Source organism: Geosporobacter subterraneus DSM 17957, assembly GCF_900142145.1.
Lineage (GTDB): Bacteria > Bacillota > Clostridia > Peptostreptococcales > Thermotaleaceae > Geosporobacter > Geosporobacter subterraneus.
The window spans coordinates 14,623-38,946 of sequence record NZ_FQZV01000029.1 but is presented as its reverse complement, the minus strand read 5'-3'; the positions used below and the strand labels follow the sequence as shown (position 1 = coordinate 38,946).

The following is a 24,324-nucleotide window of genomic DNA, read 5'->3' as shown; positions in this document are numbered from 1 at the left end:
ATGAAGAAACCGTTAGTAGTTATTATAGGTCCTACAGCAGTGGGAAAAACAGAGATTTCTATTGAGATTGCAAAAAAAATAGATGGCGAAATTATATCGGCAGATTCTATGCAGATCTATAAGCACATGGATATCGGCAGTGCCAAGCCCAGTATGGAAGAGCAGGATAACATACCGCATTATCTAATGGACGAAATTGATCCTAGGGAAGAATTTTCAGTGGCGCAGTATCAAAAAATGGCGAAGGAGTATATTGATAAAATTCTCTCCAAAGGCAAATTGCCAGTTATTGTGGGAGGAACAGGACTATATATTAATTCGATTATCTATAACATAGATTTTACTGCTACAGTTTCAAATTGGGACCTTAGAAAACGATTGGAAGAGGAAGCTCGAAAATACGGTAACGAATATATCCATGATCAGCTTCGCAGAATAGACCCGGACGCTGCTCAACGCATTCACCCTAATAATGTAAAGCGGGTGATTCGTGCCTTAGAAGTATACTATGAAGGAGGCGAAAAAATTAAAGATTTCCAAGAATCCCTCGTTGAAAATCCTGACTATCAATATGTCATGATCGGTTTAATCCGTGATCGTAAGGAGCTTTATGAGCGAATTAATCTGCGGGTTGATCTCATGATGCAGCAAGGTTTAATCGAAGAAGTGAAAAAGTTGATGACCTTAGGACTTGATATTGATGCTATATCTATGAAGGGATTAGGCTATAAAGAAGTTATTCGGTACTTAAAAGGTGATTATTCTTTGAAAACAGCTGTTGATATCCTTAAAAGGGATACAAGACGATACGCTAAGCGTCAGATTACTTGGTTTAAACGATATGACAAAATCCAATGGTTTGATGTTGGCGCCTATGGGGAAAAAGAAGCATTAGTTAACGACATAACGAATTTTATTGAAGGAAAACTAAACTTATTATAGAATGTTTTATAGAGGTGCTATTTTTAATTGGGAGGGGTATTTATGAAAACAGTGATCAATCTGCAGGATGTTTTTTTAAATCAAGTGCGAAAGGAACATATTCCTATCACAATATATTTAGTTAATGGTTTTCAACTCAAGGGTTCTGTAAAAGGCTTTGATAGTTATACCATAGTATTGGATAGCGACGGAAAGCAGCATCTTATTTATAAGCATGCTGTATCTACTATTACACCAGTGAGAGCCATAAATTTTTCAACACCCAGCAAAAAACAAGAGGAAGAATAAAATCCCTACCGAGTTGACTGTAAGTCAACTCTTTTATTTTTTTTGAAACAATTTTGCCAGCAGCTGCATATGATGTTATAGCAACCATTTTTGAGGTGATGAATTTGAAGAAGAATCTACTTGGCAAATCCTATGGGGATATTTTAAATATGTTTGAGTATGGAAAGCTGACGACAGAGGAAACCATAAAAAAATTATCGGTAATGAGGAGCGGAAAAGTCGCACAAATTCAGCAGACAGAACCTCCTGAAGAATGTTTAGATGAAATATTAGCTGAGCTGGAAAGCTTGATTGGGCTGGATAATGTAAAGGGTCTGGTCAAAGAAATACAAGCCTATATTCAAATTCAAAAGAAACGCAGAGTGGAGCAGTTGGCTGCTGACGCTCTGGTGCTCCATATGATCTTTAGGGGTAATCCGGGCACAGGAAAGACAACTGTAGCCAGACTGTTGGGCAAAATATTTCAAAAAATGGGGGTACTGGAAAAAGGTCATTTGATCGAGGTTGAGAGAGCAGATCTCGTAGGCGAATACATAGGACATACGGCAGTTAAAGTTAGGGATCAAATAAAACGTTCAATTGGTGGTATTATGTTCATTGATGAAGCATATTCTCTAGCAAGGGGAGGAGAGAAGGATTTTGGTAAAGAAGCCATCGATGCACTGGTTAAAGGTATGGAGGATTACAAGGATAATCTGGTCTTAATCTTAGCTGGCTATAAGGATGAAATGGATATCTTTCTTCGTTCTAATCCCGGTCTAAAATCCAGATTTCCCATACATATCGATTTTCCCGACTACAACTTGGAAGAACTGCTTTTGATAGCAGAGAGGATGGTTGAAAAACGGGATTATAAGCTTTCCCTTTCATCAAAAGCCAAGCTGGCCAAGATAATATCTAAGAAAAGAATAGAAGACGGAATTAACAGCGGAAATGCTCGATTGGTCCGGAATATTATTGAAAGAGCAATTCGTAAACAGGCTGTGAGACTGCAAAATGGGGGGAATTTTTCCAGAGAAAACCTATTGCTGTTAAGCAACGATGATATCACCGAGGAGGATTTTCTATGAAAAAGTGTCTGATTGTTGGGAAACCTAACGTAGGAAAGACACTGTTTATGCTTAATTTTGCCCAATATCTACATTTAGAAACAGTGAATATACAATTGATCTATTACAATGGTGTGATAGAGAATAAAAGTTATAAAATCACTCAGGCTAAAGAGTTATTGTCCTCTGTCAGCCCTTTTAAAACCATGTGCCTCCAGGTTCTTGAAGCTGACATCCCTATGGGTAAAGGTAAGCAGCGGATTCAGGTTATTGACAGCAGTGGGTTAACCGATGGCATACATATGAATGTAGAAATGAGAAGAGCAATGGCGCAGACCCTATCAGCCATTCGAGAGAGTGATATTATACTTCATCTATTTGATATATCCAGTCTATTTTATGACAGCCCCGATCATGGAATCAGTAAAGTAGATTATCAACTGGCTGAATTTGGCCAGAGCAAAAACGGCTATGTCATTTTAGCAAATAAGATTGATTTAATCCCCAATAAACGGCCTATCGTAGAGCTTCAAAAGCTATTTCCTGATCATTATGTAATTCCTATTTCAGCAAAAACTGGCTTAGGTTTTAGCGAGGTGAGTACCTTTGTTCGTCGCAGATTATAATATGATATATCAGCTGGTTGCTACATTTTTAACCGGCATTATCATTAAGCTCCTGGATGATTACATGGATGAAGAACTGCCTTCAAAGCTGCTTTCACCTGAAACAAGGAATGGAATTCTGCCTTACAGTCTGATCATTTTCTCTCTGGCAGCAGCCCTAAACCTAACCTATACAGTAACACTTTTTAGCGGTGCTTACGTGTTGGGTATGTTTTTTCATATGCAGCAGAAGCTACCTACAGGACTTACAGGGCTCCAAGAAAGTTTGATTATCCTCTTTATTAACCTTTTGATTTTCCCTTTTGCCGCTGTACTTACTTCACTTCTTGTTATTCTCTTTATACAGTCCATAGATGATTTACTGGACCGTCAGTGGGATAAAAGAATGGGGCATCATAATCTAGCCAATCAATTCGGAATGGGAGAAATGATTATTTTATCTGCAATTTTAGCCGTTTTGCTCATGATGCTGGATTTAAAGAAATTTGTTTTTGTAAACCTTTGTTTCTTTGTAATCAATAAAATGTATAAAAGATTTTTGTTATCATAAGCTTTGGGAATAGGGGGAGATCCATGCAATTTGGATATGTATTGATTGCTATATTGATAAATCTATTAGTCGGCTATGCGATCGGCAGGCAGATCGGTCTTCAGGAAGGCTATCAGAGGGGGTTGTCCTTTGGCCCATTAAAAATGCGGGAACATACCTACTTGTCCGGTAAGTGCCCCATATGCAGCAAAGAAAATTGATCTATATCCCCATTTATGTTACAATACTAAGGAATTTAATATCGGAGGGTGATGTAACCACATGCACTTACATACAAAAGCGTTTTTAAAGGATCATTTAGGTATCAGTGAATCGATCATTGATATAGGCAGAGAAATAGAAACAGAGGTCCAGAACCAATTTCAGGTCATTGATCAGCGTAAAGAATATAATCAATATAAAGTCTTAAAGGTTTTACAAGATTGTAGAATAAGTGATATACATTTTAACTGGAATACAGGCTATGGCTATAATGATATAGGCAGAGAAGCCGTTGAGAAGGTTTACGCCTCTTTGTTTCATACAGAGGATGCCATCGTTCGTTCAACCATCGTATCCGGAACCCATGCTTTAACCCTTTGCCTAACAGGCATATTAAGACCCGGCGACGAATTGATTTCAGCTACGGGTAAACCTTATGATACCCTGGAAGAGGTTATTGGCATTAGGGGTGAGGGAACAGGCTCTCTAAAAGAATTTGGTATTGCCTATAAGCAAATCGAATTGAAATCAAGTGGAGAAATTGATATTGATCGGCTTATAGATAATATGTCTACCCACACAAAAATGATTTTTATTCAGCGTTCTACAGGATATGGATGGCGTAAGGCATTAACCATCGAAGATATTAGACAAACAGTGGAAAAGGTCAAGGCGCTATACCCCCATGTGGTCGTCATGGTAGATAACTGCTACGGGGAGTTTCTGGATATTCTCGAGCCAACGGAAGTGGGTGCAGATGTGATGGCAGGATCTCTCATTAAAAATCCCGGAGGGGGATTGGCCCTCACGGGAGGTTATATTGTAGGCAGTGAAGAGCTAATCAGATTGATTTCTTGCCGACTGACTTCACCAGGCATTGGTAAGGAGTGCGGTCTAACCTTTGGTATGACCAGGAGCATACTGCAAGGCTTGTTCATGGCCCCCCATGTGGTTTCCGAGGCCATTAAGGGTGCTATATATTGTGCAAGGGTTTTTCAAAAACTGGGTTACGAGGTATCTCCCGGCTATAAGGATTCCCGCAGTGATATTATACAATCGATCAAGCTTGGCAGCAAGGAAGCCGTCATTGCATTCTGCGAGGGCATACAAGCTGCCGCTCCCGTAGACTCCTTTGTTAATCCCGTTCCTTGGGATATGCCCGGCTATGACTGTCCTGTAATCATGGCAGCCGGTGCCTTTGTACAGGGTTCTTCCATTGAGCTTAGTGCAGATGCACCTATTAAAGAACCTTACATCGTTTATTATCAAGGAGGGCTTACCTTTGAGCATGCTAAGTATGGTGTATTAAAGGCACTGCAGCAAATGGTAAAAAAAGGCTGTCTGTGTCTGTAAACCGTTAACCTAATTAAAAAAAGCGCTTGTGATTCACAAGCGCTTTACATTTTTCTAAAAACCCCTTTTACCAAACCCAGTATTGTCACATCTGTAACCCGGATCGGCTCCATGAAAGGATTTTCCGGCTGTAATCGGATATGGTCCTTTTCCAGAAAAAATCTTTTGACTGTAGCTTCCTCACCAATCAGTGCCACTACAATATCATTGTTCTTTGCCACTGGCTGCTGCTTAACCAGTACATAATCACCATCCAGAATTCCTGAGTTGATCATGCTGTCACCCTTAACCTTAAGCATAAAATGAACACTATTGTCTAAAAAATCCAAAGGGACAGGAAAGGAGTCTTCAATGTTTTCTACAGCCAAGATCGGCTGGCCGGCAGTAACCTTTCCTACAATAGGGATTTGTACTACTTCACTTTGATGGATCAATGACTGATCTGTTTCTCCTAATATTTCAATTGCCCTGGGCTTTGTAGGGTCTCGACGAATATAGCCCAGTTTTTCCAACTTCGCCAAATGGCCATGAACAGTAGAGGTGGATTTTAATCCAACTGCTTCACAAATCTCACGGACAGAAGGTGGATACCCTTTCTTGTTCACTTCATTTCTTATGTAATCAAATATCTTTTGTTGTTGTTCACTCATATCATAGATCACGGTTCGCACCTCACAATGGTTTTCTTTTATTATAGCATAATTCCTTCTTCGTAGCAAACGCCAGTTCGATACGAGAAAAAACTAATAGGATTAAATTTAGTCTTGCAAACTGGAATTTACTTTTTCTCTTTACAAAAAACTAAAAAATTCCAATAAAACAATTTACATCGAACATTCGTTCTGTTATAATAATTTTAAGAACATATGTTTGGAGGTTGTGAATATGAAAAAATCCAAAGCCCTGGTAGTTAATAAATTTCGATTTATACGATGTCTCATTTTAATTATATTCCTACTTGCGGTCAGTACAGGATTGGTTATGAAAGTAAGCTCTGCTGAAGGAATTCAAAAAGAGAAACCTTATTTTGAAATGTACATAAAATCTGGAGATACCCTTTGGAATCTAGCAAAGAAGTATACCCCTAAGGGCAAGGACTTGAGAAAAACCATATATGAGATCAGCATATTAAATGGCTTAGACAGCGCAGATATCTATCCTGGGCAGATCATTAAGATCCCCACGCAATAATTTTGAATAAAAATTCAAATTAGTACTTGCAGAATTTTGTATGAATATGTATAATGATAAATAACATCTGGAGATAATATTCACATTAAATTCTATCTGCTATGAAGAGGAGAGTAAATATGCTGTGAAGTTTTAGCGAGCCGGTGATGGTGAAAGTCCGGTACGGAGCACATATTGAAGAACACCTCTGAGCTTCTAACCGAAATCCTATGGAAAGTAGGCTTAGACGGATTTCCACCGTTATTGGGATAGTGCATCGGTTATAGCCTGTGCATGAAAGAGTGAACGTTTTACGTTAATTAGGGTGGCACCACGGCAGCCCCGTCCCTTGTATTATAGGGATGGGGCTTTTTTGCGTGGTTAAAATTATAAAATTTGAGTAATGAGGAGGAAATTATGTTGAGAACATATGTTAAAGATTTACGAGGAAAAATAGGAAACCATGTCCTGGTTCGAGGCTGGGTTCACAAAATTAGAGATTTCGGGAAATTGAAATTTATAATGCTGCGAGATAAAACAGGGATTGTCCAAATGGTAGTTTCTGACCAAGCCTATGAAGGGCTAAGAATTGAAACCCCATTGGAAGTACAGGGTATTCTGCAGGAGAATGAAAAAGCATTAAAGGGAGTGGAAATACACGTAGAGATTTTAAACATTCTTGCTGAGCCGGAATACGAAATGCTGCCTATTGAAATCAACCGCGAATACCTAAATAGCGCTCTGGAAACAAACTTAAACTATCGTTCATTAAGTTTGAGGAATTTAAAGAAACGAGCGATTTTTAGAGTACAGGAAGAAATTACTGAGTGCTTCCGTACCTTCTTAAAGGGTGAAATGTTTTCGGAGATCCATACCCCTAAGCTGGTTTCATCCGGTACTGAGGGTGGATCAGAGGTATTTACGGTCAAATACTTTGATCGGAGAGCCTTTCTAGCTCAGAGTCCACAGTTTTACAAACAGATGATGGTAGGAGCAGGCTTTGAGAGAGTTTTTGAAGTAGGTCATGCATACCGTGCTGAGCTGCATAATACCTGGAGACATCTCAACGAATATGTGAGCTTGGATGTTGAAATGGGATTTATAAAAGATGAATTTGATCTAATGAACCTAGAAAACAGATTTATGAAGTACCTATTTGATCAACTCAAAAAGAACTGTTCTGAAGAGCTGGCGATGTATAATATTACACTGGAAGACGTCGGAGAAATTCCTAAAATGACCTTGGAGGAAGTTCATGAGATTCTGCTGGAGCAGTATGATAAGAAGTCTCCTGTTGGAAATATTGATGCAGAAGGAGAGATTCTGATCTCAAAATATGTTAAGAAAAAATATGGTTCTGACTTTGTTTTCTTAACCAAATATCCGGTTAAGAAAAGACCAGTTTATGCCATGCCTGATGATGAGAATCCTGAGTTAACCAAGAGCTTTGACTTGATTTATAAAGGATTGGAGATTACAACCGGCGGCCAGCGAATTCACAGCTACGCCCATCTGAAGAGTAATATGCACAAATTTGGATTAAATCCTGATGATTTTGATTTCTATGTAGATACCTTCAAATATGGCATGCCTCCTCATGGCGGTTTTGCCATCGGGTTAGAACGATTGACCATGAAGATATTAGAACTGGATAATATTCGTGAAGCTACTTTATTCCCAAGAGATATGAAGCGGCTAACACCTTAATATAAATTTAGGATGGTGATATAAATGGCTTATGAAACAATAATCGGATTAGAAGTTCATGTAGAATTAGAAACAAATTCTAAGATTTTTTGCGGCTGTTCTACCAGTTTCGGAGCTGAACCCAATACACAATGCTGTCCAGTCTGCCTGGGACTGCCCGGCTCACTGCCGAAGCTGAATGAGAAAGTTATAGAATTTGCAGCTAAAGCAGGAGCTGCATTAAACTGTGAGATCTCACCCTACAGCAAGATGGATCGAAAGCATTATTTCTATCCAGATATGACGAAGGCTTTTCAAACCTCCCAATATGACCTCCCTCTGTGCAAAGCAGGACATATCTACTTAGAAAAATTCGATAAAAAAATACGAATCAACCGAATTCATATCGAAGAGGATGCAGGGAAGCTGCTTCATATGGAAGAGGAGAACAGCTCGCTCATAGATTACAATAGGGTAGGCGTGCCTTTGATAGAAATTGTTTCAGAACCGGATATGCGAAGTCCCGAGGAGGCGATAGAATATCTAAGACAACTAAAGTCTATTCTCGAGTATCTAGAGATATCCGATTGTAAAATGGAGCAGGGCTCTCTCCGCTGCGATGCCAATATTTCCTTGCGGGAGGTCGGCAAAAAAGAACTCAATGCTAAGGTAGAGCTGAAAAATATCAACTCTTTTAAGGAGCTGCTCAAAGCATTACAAAAAGAAGAAAAAAGACAGCTGGAATTGTATGAATTCAATGAAAGCTATAAGGTAATTCAAGAGACGAGAAGATGGGATAGTGCAAAGGGAAGAACGATCTCTATGAGAAGCAAGGAAAATGCCCACGACTATCGTTATTTCCCTGAACCGGATTTACCGGGTGTCGTCATGGCAAAAGAAAAAATTCAAAGACTTTATGATCATCTGCCTGAACTGCCGCAGCAAAAGAAAATCCGCTTTATCTCTGAATACCAGCTTAGCGAAATTGAGACAGATATTCTAATCAGCAACAGAAAACTATCTTTATTCTTTGAAGAGGCTGCAAAGTACTATCCGCAGCCTAAGATTATCGCTAATTGGCTGCTGGTAGAGCTGATGAAATATCTAAAGGAAGATACTATTTGCATTGACAGCCTGAAGTTGAAGCCAATTCACCTGGCAGACATGTTAAAGATGATTGATGACCATACAATCAGCGGCAAGATTGCTAAGCAGGTTTTCGAAGAAATGATACAGACAGGGAAAACACCACAAGAGATCGTAAAAGAAAGCGGCATGGTTCAGATTACAGATACGGCAGCTTTAGAGAATATCATAGAAGCTATCCTTGCTGAAAACCCTAAGTCAGTGGAGGATTATCGGCAGGGTAAGGAACAAGCTCTAGGATTCTTAATGGGTCAGGTTATGAAGCAGACAAAGGGTAAGGCCAATCCTCAAATCGCAAAAGAAACTCTTCTCAAAAAATTATAGCCCTCATCAAGGGCTATTTTTTTTCGTCATATTCTTCTAACCATTCAAAGTTATTGACAATGTCACGTTTTACGTTCTTTTTGTGGGCTGCATAGAGCTGGGTAGTAGTAACATTGTCATGATCCAACAGGTTCTGTACATCATAGATGGAAAAACCATACTGAATCAAGGAGGTAGCCGCCGTAGCTCTTAGTTTATGAGGGCTGTAGCCATTCTGTTTGCTTGTCCCCAATGCCAACGAGGTATACTTTTTTACCATTTCCCGTATAGCCTTTTCTGTAAGCCTGGTTTTTTGCAAGGATAAAAACAGTGCATCCCTATGTTCTGGAGCAATAGCCTGTTCCGCCGGTCTCTCTAAAGCGATATATTCCTTTATTACCTTTTCTACCGATTGATTCAAAGGCATGCTGACTTCCTTACCTCTTTTCCGATAGATTTTAAAATCTCCCCGACCAAAGTTAAAGGAAGAAATGTTGAGCTGCTGTAATTCCTTTAACCGCAATCCATATGTAACAAAAACTGTTAGTATAGCCTTGTCTCTTCGCTTTGTCTTTTCCCAATACTCCATTTCTTTTTCAGTAAGCCCGGTGCCGTTTTCCACCACGTCAAGCATTTTGGCAACCTCATCAATTTCTAATCTCTTGATCGCATCCGGCTGAGGCTTAGGTAAATGAATAGGATTTAAGCCTTCGGCAATATTATCCTTGATCATTTCATCCCGGTACAAGAACTTAAACAGCACCGCCAAGGAAGACTTTTTACGAGCCAAGGCTCTATTATGATTTTCCATAACCATCACGGACTCAGGTCTTTCAATGGTATACCGGGTGCAATATTCCCCTAAATACCGGTTTATATCTCTGGCTTTAATGTTACTGAATTCCTCCAGCTTTATTTCTTTGGGGTCAGCTGCTGTTGTAAGCTGTGTTTCAGAAACCAGATATCTGCAGAAAAAGAGGATGTCCTGCAGGTATGCATGACGGGTGGATATGGCTACACCGTTTTTAAGATATATAAAGAAATCCCGCATGAAGGGGGGAAGTGCCGATTCCATTTCCAGACATCTCTCAATGATCATATTTTCTTTTTCTACAATATTATCCGGCTTATCGGACTTATTATGAATTCGTATTACTTTTTTTGCCACTGCATTCACTCCTTCACCAGCTTAGCGTAGAGAAAGATACTTCTATCAAGGAAAAGTATACTAGGAATGCTGGCAAGTGTCAATTTATTACGAGTACATAATAGAAAGAGAAAGTTTACGTAATATATTTATGTTAACCTATAAAATGGCCGTATTCTTGTAAAAAACCTAGATCGATTTAGCTACACAATAGATGACTTAACCCATCTCCTAAGAAAAAAAGATATTTTTGATATCACCGTCATTCAGTACGGCATACTGGAGATTACAGGAGAAATCAGTGTACTAAAGCAGTCAAGCAAGGATACAGTGAAAGCTGAAGATTTGAATCTAGCACCCAAGCAGGAAGAAATGGCTACAGAAATTATTATCGCCGGTCATGTATTATATGAGAACTTGAAGAGACGGAATATTACTGCAAAGTGGCTGATTGACAATCTCAAAATGATGAATATAAAGGATATTCGTGAGATAAATTATGCCTCCATTGATGAAAAACTTCAAATCTACATAGATCCTTATGAAGATCATTTTCATAAGGAAGATACTATTACGGAAGAACAGTCGTCAGATAAGAATTAATTGATCCAATCAATAGCTGAATTTCTTTGGAATTTACCTGTGGAACTTTTCCGCAGTTTTTTTATGGCTAATTGTCATATTTTATTTTCGCCCTAATATATTAGATAAAAAGTGGACAATGTTTTTGTGATATTAAGGAGGGTGAATGATGAGTAAGCCAAAAGTAGCAGTGGCAAAATGTCAACAGCTTATTGGAAACGCTTCCTTTATGGGAGGAAAGTTCGTTCGAGAAGAGGAGGATGTTGCAAAAATTAAGGATGCAGTGGCCAAAGCAGTAGAATTGGCTGTCGGATCACTGGATGAGATTATCAAACCTGGCCAGACAGTACTAATTAAACCAAACCTGGCTTTTCAGGCTCCAGCGGAAAGCCATGCTGTAGTAGATCCCCGTGTAATTGAGGCAGTTGTATCCTATGTAAAGGAAAACTCCCAGGCCAGTGAGGTTTGGATCGGTGATAACCCTTCATTAGGAATGCATGTTGGACGTGCAAAGCCTGCTTTTGCTGCGTCAGGAATGGAGGAGGCAGCAAGAAGGGGCGGTGTTGACAAGGTAATATATTTCGACGAAACAGAAGTAGTTGAGGTAGATATTCCTGATGCAAAGGTGTTTAAAAAAGCAGCAGTTTTTAAACCGGTTATGGATGCCGACGTGGTTATCAATCTGCCGAAGCTAAAGGTTCATTTAGCCGGTACTGTTACACTGGGATTAAAGAACTGGAACGGAATCATCCCTAACGTTCATCCAAGTGCACAGCAGCAGGGAGCCCACCGCATAGATCTAGGGCCAAAATTTGCCGATTTGTACCGTGTACGCAAAGCAGATCTTACAATAGTAGATGCTATCATAGGCATGGAGGGACAAGGACCACATGCAGGCACTCCTGTCGAGATGAATCTAATCATTGCAGGTACTGATACGGTAGCTACCGATGCAGTTTCGGCATACATAATGGGATTTGATCCTATCGAAATACCAGCCATCCGCTGTACTGCCAATGAAGGTTTAGGTGAAATGGATCTTGCCAATATAGAGGTTGTAGGCGAACCGGCCAATAGTGTACGAAAGCATTTTGGACGTCCCAATGACAATCCTATCGGTATGTACAAAGGGTTTACCGTTTACGCCCAGCAAACCTGTCCTGGCTGCTATGCCAATGTAAGAGGGGCTTTGGATTCATTTAAGAACACCGGCATCAATATGACTGATTTTATTAGCAAAAAAGGAGAAGTAGTTGTTGCTGCCGGCGGATTGCCTGATTTTGACCCTGAATTTGCTAGGGATAAAAATCTTTTTGTAGTTGGTGACTGCTGGGAGTATTTCCCCACTTCAGATAACATTCGCCAAGCAGTGAAGCTGGCAAAATCCGTAACCTATTATCCTGGATGCGCCCCTGTTTATATCTTCGCACAGTTGAATGTAGACCTTCAAAAGATGGCAATGGCTGAATAGAAATAGGTTTTAGCATATGAGATAAACCTGGGTTATAGATTCAGCTCTATACCCAGGTTTATTATACTTATCTAGATTCTCTCATGAGATAAAAATTGTGCTTCCATAGGATGGAGGAATATCATTCATGACCATCAAAAGGATGAAATGGTTAGATCTTGGCCGCATAGACTATGAAGCATCTTATATTATTCAGGAACAGCTTCATCGAAAACGTAAAAATGGTGAAGTCTCCGATATAATTATCTTTCAGGAATGTAATCCGGTTATAACCATCGGCACATCAGGTACCGAGGATCATTTGCTGCTTTCCAAAAAGGTTCTTTTAGAAAAGGGAATCGACGTGGTTTACTGCAACAGGGGAGGTGACATTACCTATCACGGACCTGGCCAACTGGTTATTTCTCCTGTACTGAATATTAGAAATCATGGGTTGAAAATACTTCAATATATCCGTCTGCTAGAACAATCAGTCATCAACCTTCTGTCCCACTATGAAGTGATTGGTAAAAGAATCGAAGGGGCCAGCGGAGTATGGGTTAATGGAAAAAAAATAGCCTCTGTGGGTATAGCAATAAAAAATGGGATTACGCTCCATGGAATTGCTCTGAATATCCGCCCAGATCTTTCACATTTTGGTTTTATCATTCCTTGCGGCCTGAAAGATGTTGAAATCACTTCCTTAGAGCACTTAAATACTGCTAAATTGGAATTAGATCAGGTAAGAGATGATTTTTTAAAAGAATTTGCACTGTTATTTGATGTATGTATTGAACAGGAAGATATGCAGAGGGGGGGGTATTAAGTGAATTATGAATTGAAGGTACCGAAATTTGCAGAAGGAGCTACAATCATTAAAATAAAACAGTGGTTATGTCAGACCGGAGATCACGTACGTGAGGGTGAGGCCGTTGCTGAAGCTTCAACAGATAAGATTGCAATTTACATTGAAAGTCCTATTGATGGTTTAGTCCATAGCATACTGGCAGCTGAGGGGGAAGAAGTTTACATAGATCAAGTGATTGCGATCATTTCATCTGGTGAAGAGGGGGAAAATGTCCTATGATCCATAGTATATCAGATAAAAGCATTATTGTCACAGGTGCCGGTAAGGGTATTGGGAGTGCAGTGGCCCAACACCTCGCTTCCCTTGGTTCTAAGGTATGTATAGCAGATATTGATCTGACAGCTGCTCAGGAGACTGTTAAAAGAATTATCACAGCAAACGGGAATGGGATAGCTGTATACTGTAACATAACCTCTCCATCCGATGTGGAAAAAATGGTGGAAGAGGTACTGCGAGCATACGGACGTATAGACGTTCTAATCAATAATGCCGGTTTTTTCCCGATCAAAACCTTTGAAGCTATGTCCTTTGATGATTGGAAAAAGGTGATTGATATTAATCTTACGGGTACTTTCTGTGTGACACAACCGGTATATCTACAGATGAAAAAACAGGGTTATGGAAAAATCATTAATATCACTTCGGCTGCAGGCCGTATTGGAGGTGTGGGCTTTGTCCATTATTCTGCAGCTAAGTCAGGGGTTATCGGCCTGACAAGGGCATTAGCCCGTGAAGGAGCTTCATCTGGTATACAGGTAAATGCTGTTGCTCCCGGATTAATCGAAACAGGCACAGCAAAATCCGTATTTCCTGCCTTTGCCCTAAAGGAGTTTGTACGTAATGTTCCTATGGGAAGACTTGGACGGGAAGAGGACCTCACAGGTATGATTTCGTTTTTGTGCTCAGATGGAAGCAACTATATTACTGGACAGGTATTCGCCGTTGACGGCGGATACACAATGATATAATATGGGTAGACCGAGGATTGTCATTACAGGGGTGGGCGTAATCGCTCCTAATGGATTCGGCAAAGAAAATTTCGCAGCTGCATTGTATAAGGGAGAATCCGGAGTAAAACGAATAATTGGTTTTGACCCATCAGAATTTAACAGCCACATAGCTGGACAGGTTCACCCCTTCCATCCAGAAGAATTTATCGAGAAAAAGGAACTCCGCCGGATGGAGCGATTCGTCCAATTTGCCCTCATCGCGTCAAAAATGGCTATTCAGGACTCAGGCCTAGATCTCTCCATGGAAAACACGGAAGATATTGGTGTAATTATGGGTAGTGGTATGGGTAGCATGGATCGAACGGAAAAGGAGTATAGGACACTTTTTACCCAAGGTTCTTCCAGAGTCAGTCCCACATACTTAGCTACATCAATCCCCAATACTGCAGCCTCCCAGATATCTATTACCCTAGGCCTGAGAGGTTATTCAGGTACCACTATAGTTGCTTGTGCTGCGGGAACCCAAGCTATAGGAGAAGCCTATTATTACCTTCAGCGAGGAGATGTACAGGTCATGCTTGCCGGCGGTTCAGAAGCAAACATTACACCCCTATATCTTGGGGCTTTCTGTAATATGAAAGCACTTTCTACGCGAAATGAAGATCCAACTGGTGCTTGTCGCCCCTTTGACAGAAATAGAGATGGATTTGTAATCGCAGAGGGGGCTGGCGTTGTGGTTTTAGAGACATTGGATCACGCCTTGAAAAGAGATGCTAGAATATATGCTGAAATAGCTGGATTTGGTGCAAGCAGTGATGGCTATCATCTTACCGCACCTGATCCAGCTGCAGGTGGAATGCAGCGTTCTATGAGACGGGCCCTGGCAGATGCACAAATAAATGTTGAAGAAATAGGCTATATTAATGCCCATGGCACAAGTACTCGATTAAACGACGCGTTAGAGTCCTATGCAATTAAAAAGGTTTTCGGCACTAGTGCTTATACTATCCCGATAAGCTCGACAAAATCTATGACAGGCCATGCTTTAGCTGCTGCTGGCGCTATAGAACTAATTGCTACACTTATAGCTATGGAAGAAAATTTTATACCACCGACAATTAATTACCTGTGTGCTGATCCAGAATGTGATCTTGACTATGTTCCAAATACAGCGCGTGAGGCTAGGATCAGAATAGCATTGTCAAATTCCTTTGGTTTCGGGGGACAAAATGCTAGTATTATCCTTAGAAAAATATGAATATTTAATCAAAAGAATAAAAAATAGTTGACTATGTCAACTATTTTTTATTATAATAATTTTACACCACATTTATAGGAGGTATCCTTATGCATTCCAAATATGCGTCTTTGATACATATCGTTCGTAGATTTAATCGGTTTTACACTAATGTTTTGGGACTACTAGACCAGCATATGCTCGATAGTGAATTTTCACTTGCAGAAGCTCGTATTTTATACGATATCGGACATACGGAGAACTGTACCGCCAAGGAGCTAATTGAAGAGTTAAGAATTGACTCAGGCTATCTAAGTAGAATTATAAAACGCTTTGTAAAGGATGACCTTATATACAGAAAACAATCTACAGAAGATGGCCGTCTATATTACCTATATCTTACAGATAAAGGGAAGGACACCCTATCAAAGCTCGACGACCTATCCAACGGTCAAATCTATCAAATGATCAGTTGTTTGTCAGAACAAGATAAAATAAACGTTGTCGAAAGCATGAAGAGTATTGAAAATACTCTCAAAGGGGAACCAGCCCTCATAGACGAAAGTGTTAAAATTCGTTGCGATTTAAGACCAGGGGATGTAGGTATTTTAATTCATCTACATGGTTGGATTTATGCTGAAGAATGCGGATATAACCACGCGTTTGAAGGCTATGTCTGCAAGACCTTTTATAATTTATTTGAAAACTACAGTCCAGAAAAGGATAGGTTTTGGTTTGCAGAAATGAATGGAAAAATGATTGGTGCCATTGCAATTATCGGACATTCAGAAATACAGGCTCAGTTGAGATGGTTTATTATACATCCTGCATTCAGAAGGATAGGTCTTGGAAGGAAGTTGATGAATGAAGCTATGAACTACTGTAAGGAGAAAGGATATCAGCATGTATTTCTGGAGACTACAGAAGATCAAAAAACAGCCATACGAATGTACATACAAGCAGGGTTTTGCAAGGTGGCGGAGCGCGAAAGCAGCTTGTGGGGCAAAAACTTGGTTGAGCAAACCTATGAGTTATATTTAGCATGATTACATGTCTCATTTTATAAAGACATAAATATTAAAAGCTAGTAATCTTTATGAGATTCTTAAGTAAATAAGGAGGAAAAATATGAATGGAAAATTTAAAGTCGTAACTGCTTCCAAGCCTATAAATATACAACGATATCTAATGCTACCTTAAGCTATTACTTTGCGCCTATATTTGTGACCATCTTAGCACCTTTTGTTCTTAAAGAAAAACTAACGCCTGTGAAAGTAGGGTGTATTATTACTGCTATGATTGGATTATTTTTAGTAGTTAATATTGGCGGCAGCAACACAAGCAACTCGTATAATCATGCAGTAGGCATACCATATGGCCTTTTAGCGGCAACACTATATGCCAGTGTAGTTTTAATGAATAAGTTTATAAAAAATCTGTCTGGTTTTGAAACTACATTAGTTCAACTAATGATAGCAGTTTTAGTGCTTTTACCATATATTTTAATTAAAGATTCTATGAATTTTTCCGGTCTAAACTCAAGTTCTATTATTTGTATTCTTTTGCTAGGTATCATTCACACTGGGATTGCATACTATTTATATTTTACATCGATCAAGGAACTAAAGGGACAAACTATAGCCGTTTTAAGCTATATTGATCCAATTTCAGCAGTCATTATTGCAGCGATATTTCTAGGAGAGAGCATGAATTTTATTCAAATGATTGGCGGTGTCCTCATACTAGGTTCCACTTTTTTAAGTAAGAGAATGGAAACAAAGGTCCAAGGATTAAAGGAAACTACATAATTTTATATTTTCTGCTGCAAAACAATAGCTAACTTTACCTGTCTTTACACAAGTGTAATTTTTAGTATGGATGGCTATTGGTCTTTTTATATATTTCGCACACGGTAAATCCTACAGCTTTTTAGCTCAAGATTCAACAATCGATTGCTAACATTATTGATTTAACTCCTTTGCCATGAAGTAAAGGAGTTTTATTTCTAAACAATAGGTGATATAATCTATCAATAATTATACTTTAAAGAGAGGTGAAGAAAATGAAAAAGAAGCTGGCTATTATAGGATATAGTACTTCAACCATTGATATATATCATGAACAAATTGATTGCTTGTTTTCAGATCATATAATTGTAGAAAAGTTTTATGTTGATTGTGCAAATATTAAAAAAGGTTTAAAAGCAGACTTAATATTAGTTCAATCCTATAACGTCTTTAAAATGATTAGACCATATATTCTGAAGAAAAGCGAAATTATTTTCGCAAATAGAACCATATCCAAAGCTGGATTAGAGAAAATTATGCGTATACCAGAAGATACAGAGGTATTGCTTTTAGATGAGGATGCAGAAATGGCTACACAGATGGTTTCGGTAATATATCAGTTAGGGGCGAGACACATAGAACTGACACCAATTTATTTAGGAGCCGACGTCAGTGCCGAGGGAAAGGTTTTAATTATACTTGGCCAATCAAAATATACTCCTGGTTTTCCAAAAGAAATTGTTAATATTGGAAGTAGTCTCTTAGATATTAGCACAGTATTGGATATAGCAGCAAAGTTAGGCTTATTTGATATTTTGCAAAGACAAAATATACAAAAAAGCTATAAGGAAATTGTTACAACAGATTTTGGGTTATCAAGCTTAATTGGAAAGACAAATCGATTTGAGAGTGAATTAGATATTTTGCTACAAGTTTTAGATGATAGTATCATAGGCGTCAACGCTGCGGGTGTAATACATACTTATAACGAAGGTGCAGAAAAAATTATAGGCTATAAGAAGGAGTACATGATGTATAGGTATGGATTAGAACTATTGCATGATATTCCTTTTAAATATGTACTCGAAAATCAGAAATCCGTTAAGGAAAATTTGATAAAAATAAATGGTTATGATGTTGTTGTTTCTGTTGATCCAATAATTCACTCGAATAGATTATATGGAGCCGTTGCGATTATAAGAAAATTTAACGATATAGAAAAGAAACAGCATAAATTGAGATCGCAGCTTATTGGTAAAGGGCTTAGAGCTAAATATATTTTACAGGATATCTTAGGAGAAAGCGAAGCAATAAAAAAATGCAAAAAAGATTCTTTAAAAATGGCGAAATCTAATTCTACAGTATTAATAACTGGGGAAAGCGGTACTGGTAAAGAATTGTTTGCTCAAGCTATACATAATAATTCAAGCAGAAAAGAATATCAATTTGTAGCCGTAAACTGTGGAGCTTTACCAGAAAGTCTTTTGGAAAGCGAACTTTTTGGCTATGAGGAAGGAGCATTTACTGGTGCGCGAAAAGGTGGAAAACCTGGGCTTTTCGAACTTGCTCATAAAGGAACTCTTTTTTTAGATGAAATTGGAGAAATATCACAAAATCTTCAAATGAGGCTCTTAAGGGTTCTGCAAGAAAGGGAAGTCATGAGGATAGGAGGCGATCGATTAATAAACGTAGATATCAGATTAATAGCTGCTACAAATAAAGATCTGAACCAAATGGTAACCAAAGGAGAATTTAGAGAGGATTTATTTTATAGGCTCAATGTACTTAGACTAAAAATACCTAATTTAAATTCTAGGAGAGAAGATATATTGCCTCTTGTAAATCATTTTAAAATGGAGTTTAACGGGAGTTTTGAATTAGATGAAAATGTTGAAAAAGCGTTTATAAATCATGATTGGAAGGGAAATGTAAGAGAACTAAGAAATTGTGTTGAACATATCATAAGCCTTGAAGTGAAGAAAGTTCAAATTGAAGATTTACCCTTTGAATGTAAAGAAGACTTAGAAAACAATGTATTTGATGATGAAAGAAGTCTATTCGATAGATTGATAAAAATAGCGGGTAAAAATATTAAAAAATATGTTTTTGTCTTAGAGGAGTTAGAAAAAGGGTTTAATGAAAATAAGAGATTGGGTAGAAGAAGCATTTTCGAAAAATCTCAAGAGAGAAATATGTTCATTAGTGAACAAGAAATAAGAACCATCCTAATTAATTTAGAAAAATATAAAATGGTAGAGATGTTTAAAGGAAGAACGGGTACTGTAATCACAGAATTTGGAAGAGAATTACTTGAATATCTAAAATAGGCTAAGGATATTTCAACTATTGACATAGTGCTTGATTAAAATACTATTGAACAATATTCATTAAATGTATAAAAGCTACGCTCATAAAAAAATAATTCCTTTTCGAATAACAGGTGGTTTATGCTGCCTGTTATTTTTTTTAATAAACTACACTAGTAGATATAGATAACTTTGGAAGCAGGCTTATTTTATAAAATTCAATAAATATATATTACTAATATATCAAAGGGTTAAATGGGCATCACCCATAAACACCTTTTAACCCTTTTAGTGGTTTTTTTAATGATTTTTTTGCTGTTAAGATAGTAATTTATAAGTTCGGGCATTGGCATAATATTTGCTTATTATATTGAATAACAGATTAATAAGAATGTTTTATGCTGAGTTAAAGGAGGAGAAAAATGATATTTAAGAATTTTGCAGAGCTAACTGAAAGCGTTCAGGGTTCTAAAGTAAACAAAAGAGTAGCAGTAGTTGCTGCACAGGACGAACATACATTAGAAGCTGTATTTAAAGCAAAAAAGGATAACATTGTAGAACCTATTTTAATAGGAGACAAAGTAAAAATAAAAGAAGTGTTAACTCAACTAAATGAGAGCCTAGATGACAATGCCATTATTGATGTGGAAACCGATGCCATATCGGCAGTGAAGGCAGTGGAACTTATAAATGAGAAGAAGGCAGATTTTATAATGAAAGGGAAAATTCAGACAGCAGATCTGTTAAAAGCAGTAGTGGATAAGGAAAGAGGGCTTAGAACAGGAAGTGTAATATCTCATATTGCCATTCATGAAATACCGACTTACCATAAGCTGCTGGCTGTTACCGATGGGGGAATGATGATGTATCCCAATGTGAATGAAAAAAAACAAATTATTGAAAATGCTGTAAATATATTTATAGCTATGGGCTATAAGAAACCCAAGGTAGCTGTCCTAGCAGCTGTAGAAAGCGTTAATCCTAAAATGCCGGAAGCTATGGATGCAGACATATTAAAGAAAATGAATCAGCAGGGAGAGATAAAAGGCTGCATTGTAGAAGGACCTATATCTTATGATCTAACTATGAGTAAGGAATCGGCACAGATAAAGGATTTTGATAGTCCAGTTACGGGGAATGCGGATATTCTAATAGTTCCAAACATCACTGCAGGAAATATACTAGGAAAATCTCTAGTTTATTCCGCAGGAGCTAAGATGGCAGGCTTTGTAGTTGGCGCAAAAGTTCCGATTGTTTTGACTTCAAGAGGAGCATCAACTGAAGAAAAGTATCTATCCCTTGTGTTATCTGCAGCTGCAGTTAAGCAAAGAGTCTAATTTTTAGCAGACATCCAAATCTATGATTTTGAGATGATCACTTATACAGAGTACTAGTTTAGAGCGTATCCCCAATTTTTCTGACGTGGGAAGAGGAGATTCATATAAATTTGATTATAAATAAGGAGTGAATTTATGAAAAAGCTATTAACGGGAAATGAAGCTATCGCCCGAGGCGCTTGGGAAGCAGGCGTAAAATATGCTTCTGCGTATCCTGGAACACCGAGTACGGAGATACTGGAAAATACTGCATTATACAAAGAAGATATTTTAGCAGAATGGGCTCCAAATGAAAAAGTTGCAATTGAAGCGGTTATTGGTGCATCACTTGCCGGAGTGAGAACCTTTGCAGCAATGAAGCATGTAGGGGTAAATGTTGCGGCAGACCCGCTATTCACCTTTTCATATATCGGTGTTAATGGAGGAATGGTTTTAATTTCAGCAGATGAGCCCGGTTACCACTCATCCCAAAACGAGCAGGACAATCGTAACTATGCAAAGTTTTCAAAAATACCTATGTTTGAACCATCGGACAGCCAAGAGTCAAAGGATATGATGAAGCAGGCTTTTAGAATTAGCGAAGCGTATAACACACCTGTTTTGCTAAGAATGACAACAAGAGTATGTCACTCTAAAAGCATAGTTGAATGCAGTGAAAGAGAAGAGGCTGGAATAAAGGAATATAAGAAGAACCCGGAAATATATGCTGTTCCATCTAGGGTCGGAGCGATGAGGGTTAAGGTAGAAGAGCGATTAATAAAGCTTAAAGAATTTTCCGAAACTACGGATCTGAATTATATTGAGTGGAATGACACAAGTGTTGGTGTGATTGCATCAGGTGCTTGCTACAGATTTGCTAGAGAAGTTTTTGGAGACAATGTATCCTACTTAAAGCTAGGCTTTACGAATCCTCTACCCAACAACAAAATTTCAGAATTCTGCAGCAAGGTAAGAAAAGTTTATATCATTGAAGAAAATGATCCATACATCGAGGAGCATGTTAGAATACTAGGATTTGATTGTCTTGGGAAAAACTTCTTCCCATATACGGGAGAGATGACTCCGGATGTTATTAGAAAGACTGTTTATGGACAGACAAATGAAACCATTGATTATGACAACAGCAAGGTCGTTCCAAGACCACCAACATTATGTGCCGGATGTCCTCACAGAGGAATCTTCGTTGAGCTTGGGAAGAAAAAGAATGTTGTTATCTCAGGCGATATAGGATGTTACGGATTAGGACACGCAGAACCATACAACATTGGAGATTGGTGTGTTTGTATGGGTGCAAGCTTCAGCGCTGGCCACGGTGCCCAGCAAGCCTTTAACATGAAGAAAGATTCAAACACAAGAGTTGTATCTATGCTTGGTGACTCAACATTCTTTCATACAGGCATAAATTCTTTGCTTCATGTTCTTTACAACGGCAGCAATACAATTAATGTAATATTAGATAATAGAATCACTGGTATGACAGGGCACCAGGAAAACCCGGGAACAGGCTATACGCTCCAAGGGAAAAAGACTAAGGAAGTTGATATTGAGAGGCTTGTAAGAGGCATGGGGGTTGATAATGTCGTTGTAATTAATCCAAACGATCTTACAGCTGTAAAAAATGCATTTGATTGGGCATTTAGCCTGGATGAACCTTCAGTAATTATAACGAGATGGCCATGTGTTCTTAAGAAATTATCTACTGAAGATAACGAAGAGTTTAGGGGTGTGTTCAAAAGCAAATGCAGAATAGACCATGAAAAATGTATAGGATGCAGGGCTTGTATTCGAACAGGTTGTCCAGCGATATCCTTTGATAAGGCTATTAAGAAATCCAGCATTAATCCAGACCCATGCGTAGGCTGTGAAGTATGTCTTCAAGTATGCCCAGTTAAGGCTATTGGAAAGGTGGAAGCATAGTATGATAAAGAGTATTCTTTTAGTAGGCGTTGGGGGACAAGGAACGATACTTGCAAGCAAGCTGCTGACAACAGGGCTGATGGAAGCAGGTTACGATGTGAAAATGAGTGAAATTCATGGCATGTCTCAACGAGGGGGATCTGTATCTTCACAAGTTAGGTATGGAAAGATTGTTGAATCGCCAGTTATTGAACTGGGCGGAGCAGATATACTCATATCCTTTGAGAAAATGGAGGCGCTAAGATGGCTCAAATACTTAAAACCAAGCGGAAGAGCCATTGTGAATGATTTTGAAATTCAGTCCGCTCCTATACTATCTGGAAAGTTTGACTATCCTGAGGGTATCGTAGAGGAATTATCAAACAAGATTCCAACAATTATGGTAAACGCGGCAGAACAGGCTGAAAAAATAGGAAATATGAAGGTTATGAATATTATACTGCTGGGAGCTACCATTAAGGCTATGGGACTGCAGGATATAAACTGGGAAAAAATCATAAGAGATAGTGTTAAGGAAAACTTTGTTCATATCAACTTGAAGGCAATTGAAGTTGGAATGAGTCTAGTTTAGTAAGACAAGATATTAAATGTAACTAGTGATATAGAAATCTATGTGTTTGCTATATTTTAAGGCATAGGTTTTTATATCACTGTTGAAGGATGTTGATCTTTTAGATATTATCCCTTTGATGCTGTAAATATTTTAGCAATATTATCAATTTTTAAGTTATCGATATTGAAGGAGTGTGTGAATTGAGAAAAGGAGATTATTTATGGATAATGGCGCTGCTGGTTTGGGTAATAATTTTAGTTATACCATCATCGCGTGAAATATTTATAGCCGTAACGGATGCTCATCCATATACAGGTGGATTTGTAAAGTTTGCCATACTGGCAACAATGGGTGACATGCTTGGCGCAAGAGTTTTAAGTGGTTATTGGAGCACCCCGAAGGGGGTTTTTTATAAGGCCGTTATCTGGGGAATAATCGGTATGATGGTAACGCTAGTGTTTACTTTATATATGGGTGGAGCTGCAGCTGCACAGTCAGTAGGGAGACTGCCCTATGAAGGATCGAAGTTTGCACAGGCATTTTTCGGCAGTACAATAATGAACTTAACCTTTGGACCAATGATGATGGCCTTCCACAGGTTCACAGATATGTATATCGATGTAAAGCATGATAGAAAAGGAGAAAAGGTTACTTTGAGTGATTTGATAGATAAAAATGACTGGCACTCACTGGTTGAGTTTAGCTGGCTTAAAATGTGCCCTTTCTTCTGGATACCTGCCCATACAGCAGTATTCATGCTGCCAATGCAGTACAGAGTTATTGTTTCAGCATTCCTTTCCATAGCTTTAGGTCTTTTACTGGCATTAGCTAAAAAGGGAATAAAAGCAGAGGTAGAAGTTGCAGCTTAGTTTTATA

At 38.5% G+C, this 24,324-nt stretch carries 24 protein-coding genes, 1 pseudogene and 1 other annotated feature; of the genes and pseudogenes, 23 read left to right on the top strand and 2 right to left on the bottom strand.

Going from position 1 to position 24,324, the window contains the following annotated elements:
• From miaA to BUB56_RS11430, 7 genes are all read left to right on the top strand, one after another.
• On the top strand, positions 1-942 hold the full coding sequence (gene miaA, locus BUB56_RS11455; protein WP_110941458.1) for a tRNA (adenosine(37)-N6)-dimethylallyltransferase MiaA: 942 nt from the start codon (positions 1-3) through the stop codon (positions 940-942).
• Positions 943-984: 42 nt separating this feature from the next.
• Complete coding sequence (hfq, locus tag BUB56_RS11450) at positions 985-1,230, top strand: RNA chaperone Hfq (protein WP_110941457.1); 246 nt, start codon at positions 985-987, stop codon at positions 1,228-1,230.
• Positions 1,231-1,334: 104 nt separating this feature from the next.
• On the top strand, positions 1,335-2,300 hold the full coding sequence (locus BUB56_RS11445; protein WP_330392627.1) for an AAA family ATPase: 966 nt from the start codon (positions 1,335-1,337) through the stop codon (positions 2,298-2,300).
• Positions 2,297-2,905 (top strand): GTPase, encoded by a 609-nt coding sequence (locus BUB56_RS11440; RefSeq protein WP_110941456.1) that lies wholly within the window; start codon positions 2,297-2,299, stop codon positions 2,903-2,905. Before BUB56_RS11445 ends, BUB56_RS11440 begins: the two co-directional genes overlap by 4 nt.
• Positions 2,886-3,455, top strand: coding sequence for a hypothetical protein (locus tag BUB56_RS11435; RefSeq protein WP_110941455.1), 570 nt, complete (start codon positions 2,886-2,888; stop codon positions 3,453-3,455). Before BUB56_RS11440 ends, BUB56_RS11435 begins: the two co-directional genes overlap by 20 nt.
• 23 nt (positions 3,456-3,478) lie before the next feature.
• Entirely contained in the window at positions 3,479-3,655 is a 177-nt protein-coding gene (locus BUB56_RS19405) for a hypothetical protein (protein WP_190014430.1), read from the top strand.
• Positions 3,656-3,716: 61 nt separating this feature from the next.
• Entirely contained in the window at positions 3,717-5,009 is a 1,293-nt protein-coding gene (locus tag BUB56_RS11430) for a methionine gamma-lyase family protein (protein ID WP_110941454.1), read from the top strand.
• A 44-nt stretch (positions 5,010-5,053) separates the two neighbouring features.
• On the opposite strand, the gene lexA is transcribed toward BUB56_RS11430, so the two are convergent.
• Positions 5,054-5,671, bottom strand: coding sequence for a transcriptional repressor LexA (lexA, locus tag BUB56_RS11425; protein ID WP_110941453.1), 618 nt, complete (start codon positions 5,669-5,671; stop codon positions 5,054-5,056).
• A 223-nt stretch (positions 5,672-5,894) separates the two neighbouring features.
• On the opposite strand from lexA, the gene BUB56_RS11420 reads away from it, so the two are divergent.
• The 3 genes from BUB56_RS11420 to gatB all read left to right on the top strand — a co-directional run bounded on the left by BUB56_RS11420 (position 5,895) and on the right by gatB (position 9,335).
• Positions 5,895-6,200: a LysM peptidoglycan-binding domain-containing protein gene (locus BUB56_RS11420; RefSeq protein WP_110941452.1), complete on the top strand. Its 306-nt coding sequence runs from the start codon at positions 5,895-5,897 to the stop codon at positions 6,198-6,200.
• A 92-nt stretch (positions 6,201-6,292) separates the two neighbouring features.
• Positions 6,293-6,532: a binding site (T-box leader), on the top strand.
• Between the two features lie 64 nt (positions 6,533-6,596).
• Entirely contained in the window at positions 6,597-7,886 is a 1,290-nt protein-coding gene (aspS, locus tag BUB56_RS11415) for an aspartate--tRNA(Asn) ligase (protein ID WP_110941451.1), read from the top strand.
• Positions 7,887-7,910: 24 nt separating this feature from the next.
• Positions 7,911-9,335, top strand: a complete 1,425-nt coding sequence (gatB, locus tag BUB56_RS11410; protein ID WP_110941450.1) for an Asp-tRNA(Asn)/Glu-tRNA(Gln) amidotransferase subunit GatB — start codon at positions 7,911-7,913, stop codon at positions 9,333-9,335.
• A gap of 13 nt (positions 9,336-9,348) precedes the next feature.
• Here the strand turns inward: gatB and BUB56_RS11405 are convergent, their stop codons facing one another.
• Entirely contained in the window at positions 9,349-10,482 is a 1,134-nt protein-coding gene (locus tag BUB56_RS11405) for a tyrosine-type recombinase/integrase (RefSeq protein WP_242946299.1), read from the bottom strand.
• 153 nt (positions 10,483-10,635) lie between these two features.
• Here BUB56_RS11405 and BUB56_RS11400 point away from each other — a divergent pair, with 153 nt between their 5' ends.
• From BUB56_RS11400 to BUB56_RS11340, 13 genes and pseudogenes are all read left to right on the top strand, one after another.
• A complete protein-coding gene (locus BUB56_RS11400) occupies positions 10,636-11,064 on the top strand; it encodes a DUF421 domain-containing protein (protein WP_110941449.1) in 429 nt (142 codons plus the stop codon).
• Positions 11,065-11,212: 148 nt separating this feature from the next.
• Positions 11,213-12,514 (top strand): DUF362 domain-containing protein, encoded by a 1,302-nt coding sequence (locus BUB56_RS11395; protein ID WP_110941448.1) that lies wholly within the window; start codon positions 11,213-11,215, stop codon positions 12,512-12,514.
• 127 nt (positions 12,515-12,641) lie between these two features.
• Positions 12,642-13,319 (top strand): lipoyl(octanoyl) transferase LipB, encoded by a 678-nt coding sequence (gene lipB, locus BUB56_RS11390; protein ID WP_110941447.1) that lies wholly within the window; start codon positions 12,642-12,644, stop codon positions 13,317-13,319.
• Positions 13,320-13,580 (top strand): lipoyl domain-containing protein, encoded by a 261-nt coding sequence (locus BUB56_RS11385; RefSeq protein WP_110941446.1) that lies wholly within the window; start codon positions 13,320-13,322, stop codon positions 13,578-13,580.
• Positions 13,577-14,329 carry an SDR family NAD(P)-dependent oxidoreductase gene (locus BUB56_RS11380; protein ID WP_110941445.1) on the top strand — a complete coding sequence of 251 codons (753 nt, stop codon included), beginning with the start codon at positions 13,577-13,579 and terminating at the stop codon, positions 14,327-14,329. Before BUB56_RS11385 ends, BUB56_RS11380 begins: the two co-directional genes overlap by 4 nt.
• Position 14,330: 1 nt before the next feature.
• A complete protein-coding gene (gene fabF / locus BUB56_RS11375) occupies positions 14,331-15,569 on the top strand; it encodes a beta-ketoacyl-ACP synthase II (RefSeq protein WP_110941444.1) in 1,239 nt (412 codons plus the stop codon).
• Positions 15,570-15,658: 89 nt separating this feature from the next.
• Positions 15,659-16,594: a bifunctional helix-turn-helix transcriptional regulator/GNAT family N-acetyltransferase gene (locus BUB56_RS11370; RefSeq protein WP_110941443.1), complete on the top strand. Its 936-nt coding sequence runs from the start codon at positions 15,659-15,661 to the stop codon at positions 16,592-16,594.
• Between the two features lie 123 nt (positions 16,595-16,717).
• A pseudogene (locus BUB56_RS11365) lies at positions 16,718-17,356 on the top strand (DMT family transporter); the annotation flags it as partial.
• Positions 17,357-17,610: 254 nt separating this feature from the next.
• Entirely contained in the window at positions 17,611-19,662 is a 2,052-nt protein-coding gene (locus tag BUB56_RS11360; RefSeq protein ID WP_110941441.1) for a sigma-54 interaction domain-containing protein, read from the top strand.
• A gap of 401 nt (positions 19,663-20,063) precedes the next feature.
• Positions 20,064-20,978, top strand: a complete 915-nt coding sequence (locus tag BUB56_RS11355; RefSeq protein WP_110941440.1) for a bifunctional enoyl-CoA hydratase/phosphate acetyltransferase — start codon at positions 20,064-20,066, stop codon at positions 20,976-20,978.
• A gap of 135 nt (positions 20,979-21,113) precedes the next feature.
• The gene (gene iorA, locus BUB56_RS11350; RefSeq protein WP_110941439.1) at positions 21,114-22,895 is read left to right on the top strand and encodes an indolepyruvate ferredoxin oxidoreductase subunit alpha; all 1,782 of its coding nucleotides are present in this window, start codon (positions 21,114-21,116) and stop codon (positions 22,893-22,895) included.
• A gap of 1 nt (position 22,896) precedes the next feature.
• Complete coding sequence (locus BUB56_RS11345; RefSeq protein ID WP_110941438.1) at positions 22,897-23,466, top strand: indolepyruvate oxidoreductase subunit beta; 570 nt, start codon at positions 22,897-22,899, stop codon at positions 23,464-23,466.
• Positions 23,467-23,648: 182 nt separating this feature from the next.
• Positions 23,649-24,317 (top strand): hypothetical protein, encoded by a 669-nt coding sequence (locus BUB56_RS11340; protein WP_110941437.1) that lies wholly within the window; start codon positions 23,649-23,651, stop codon positions 24,315-24,317.
• Positions 24,318-24,324: the final 7 nt, after the last annotated feature.

Bases quoted from the DNA above. Each gene is read 5' to 3' on its own strand.
- BUB56_RS11380 (WP_110941445.1), top strand. From the start codon at position 13,577: ATGATCCATAGTATATCAGATAAAAGCATTATTGTCACAGGTGCCGGT.
- gatB (WP_110941450.1), top strand. From the start codon at position 7,911: ATGGCTTATGAAACAATAATCGGATTAGAAGTTCATGTAGAATTAGAA.
- BUB56_RS11355 (WP_110941440.1), top strand. From the start codon at position 20,064: ATGATATTTAAGAATTTTGCAGAGCTAACTGAAAGCGTTCAGGGTTCT.
- miaA (WP_110941458.1), top strand. From the start codon at position 1: ATGAAGAAACCGTTAGTAGTTATTATAGGTCCTACAGCAGTGGGAAAA.
- aspS (WP_110941451.1), top strand. From the start codon at position 6,597: ATGTTGAGAACATATGTTAAAGATTTACGAGGAAAAATAGGAAACCAT.
- BUB56_RS11360 (WP_110941441.1), top strand. From the start codon at position 17,611: ATGAAAAAGAAGCTGGCTATTATAGGATATAGTACTTCAACCATTGAT.
- BUB56_RS11420 (WP_110941452.1), top strand. From the start codon at position 5,895: ATGAAAAAATCCAAAGCCCTGGTAGTTAATAAATTTCGATTTATACGA.
- BUB56_RS11370 (WP_110941443.1), top strand. From the start codon at position 15,659: ATGCATTCCAAATATGCGTCTTTGATACATATCGTTCGTAGATTTAAT.
- fabF (WP_110941444.1), top strand. From the start codon at position 14,331: ATGGGTAGACCGAGGATTGTCATTACAGGGGTGGGCGTAATCGCTCCT.
- BUB56_RS11345 (WP_110941438.1), top strand. From the start codon at position 22,897: ATGATAAAGAGTATTCTTTTAGTAGGCGTTGGGGGACAAGGAACGATA.
- BUB56_RS11430 (WP_110941454.1), top strand. From the start codon at position 3,717: ATGCACTTACATACAAAAGCGTTTTTAAAGGATCATTTAGGTATCAGT.
- lipB (WP_110941447.1), top strand. From the start codon at position 12,642: ATGACCATCAAAAGGATGAAATGGTTAGATCTTGGCCGCATAGACTAT.
- BUB56_RS11440 (WP_110941456.1), top strand. From the start codon at position 2,297: ATGAAAAAGTGTCTGATTGTTGGGAAACCTAACGTAGGAAAGACACTG.
- iorA (WP_110941439.1), top strand. From the start codon at position 21,114: ATGAAAAAGCTATTAACGGGAAATGAAGCTATCGCCCGAGGCGCTTGG.
- BUB56_RS19405 (WP_190014430.1), top strand. From the start codon at position 3,479: ATGCAATTTGGATATGTATTGATTGCTATATTGATAAATCTATTAGTC.
- BUB56_RS11395 (WP_110941448.1), top strand. From the start codon at position 11,213: ATGAGTAAGCCAAAAGTAGCAGTGGCAAAATGTCAACAGCTTATTGGA.
- hfq (WP_110941457.1), top strand. From the start codon at position 985: ATGAAAACAGTGATCAATCTGCAGGATGTTTTTTTAAATCAAGTGCGA.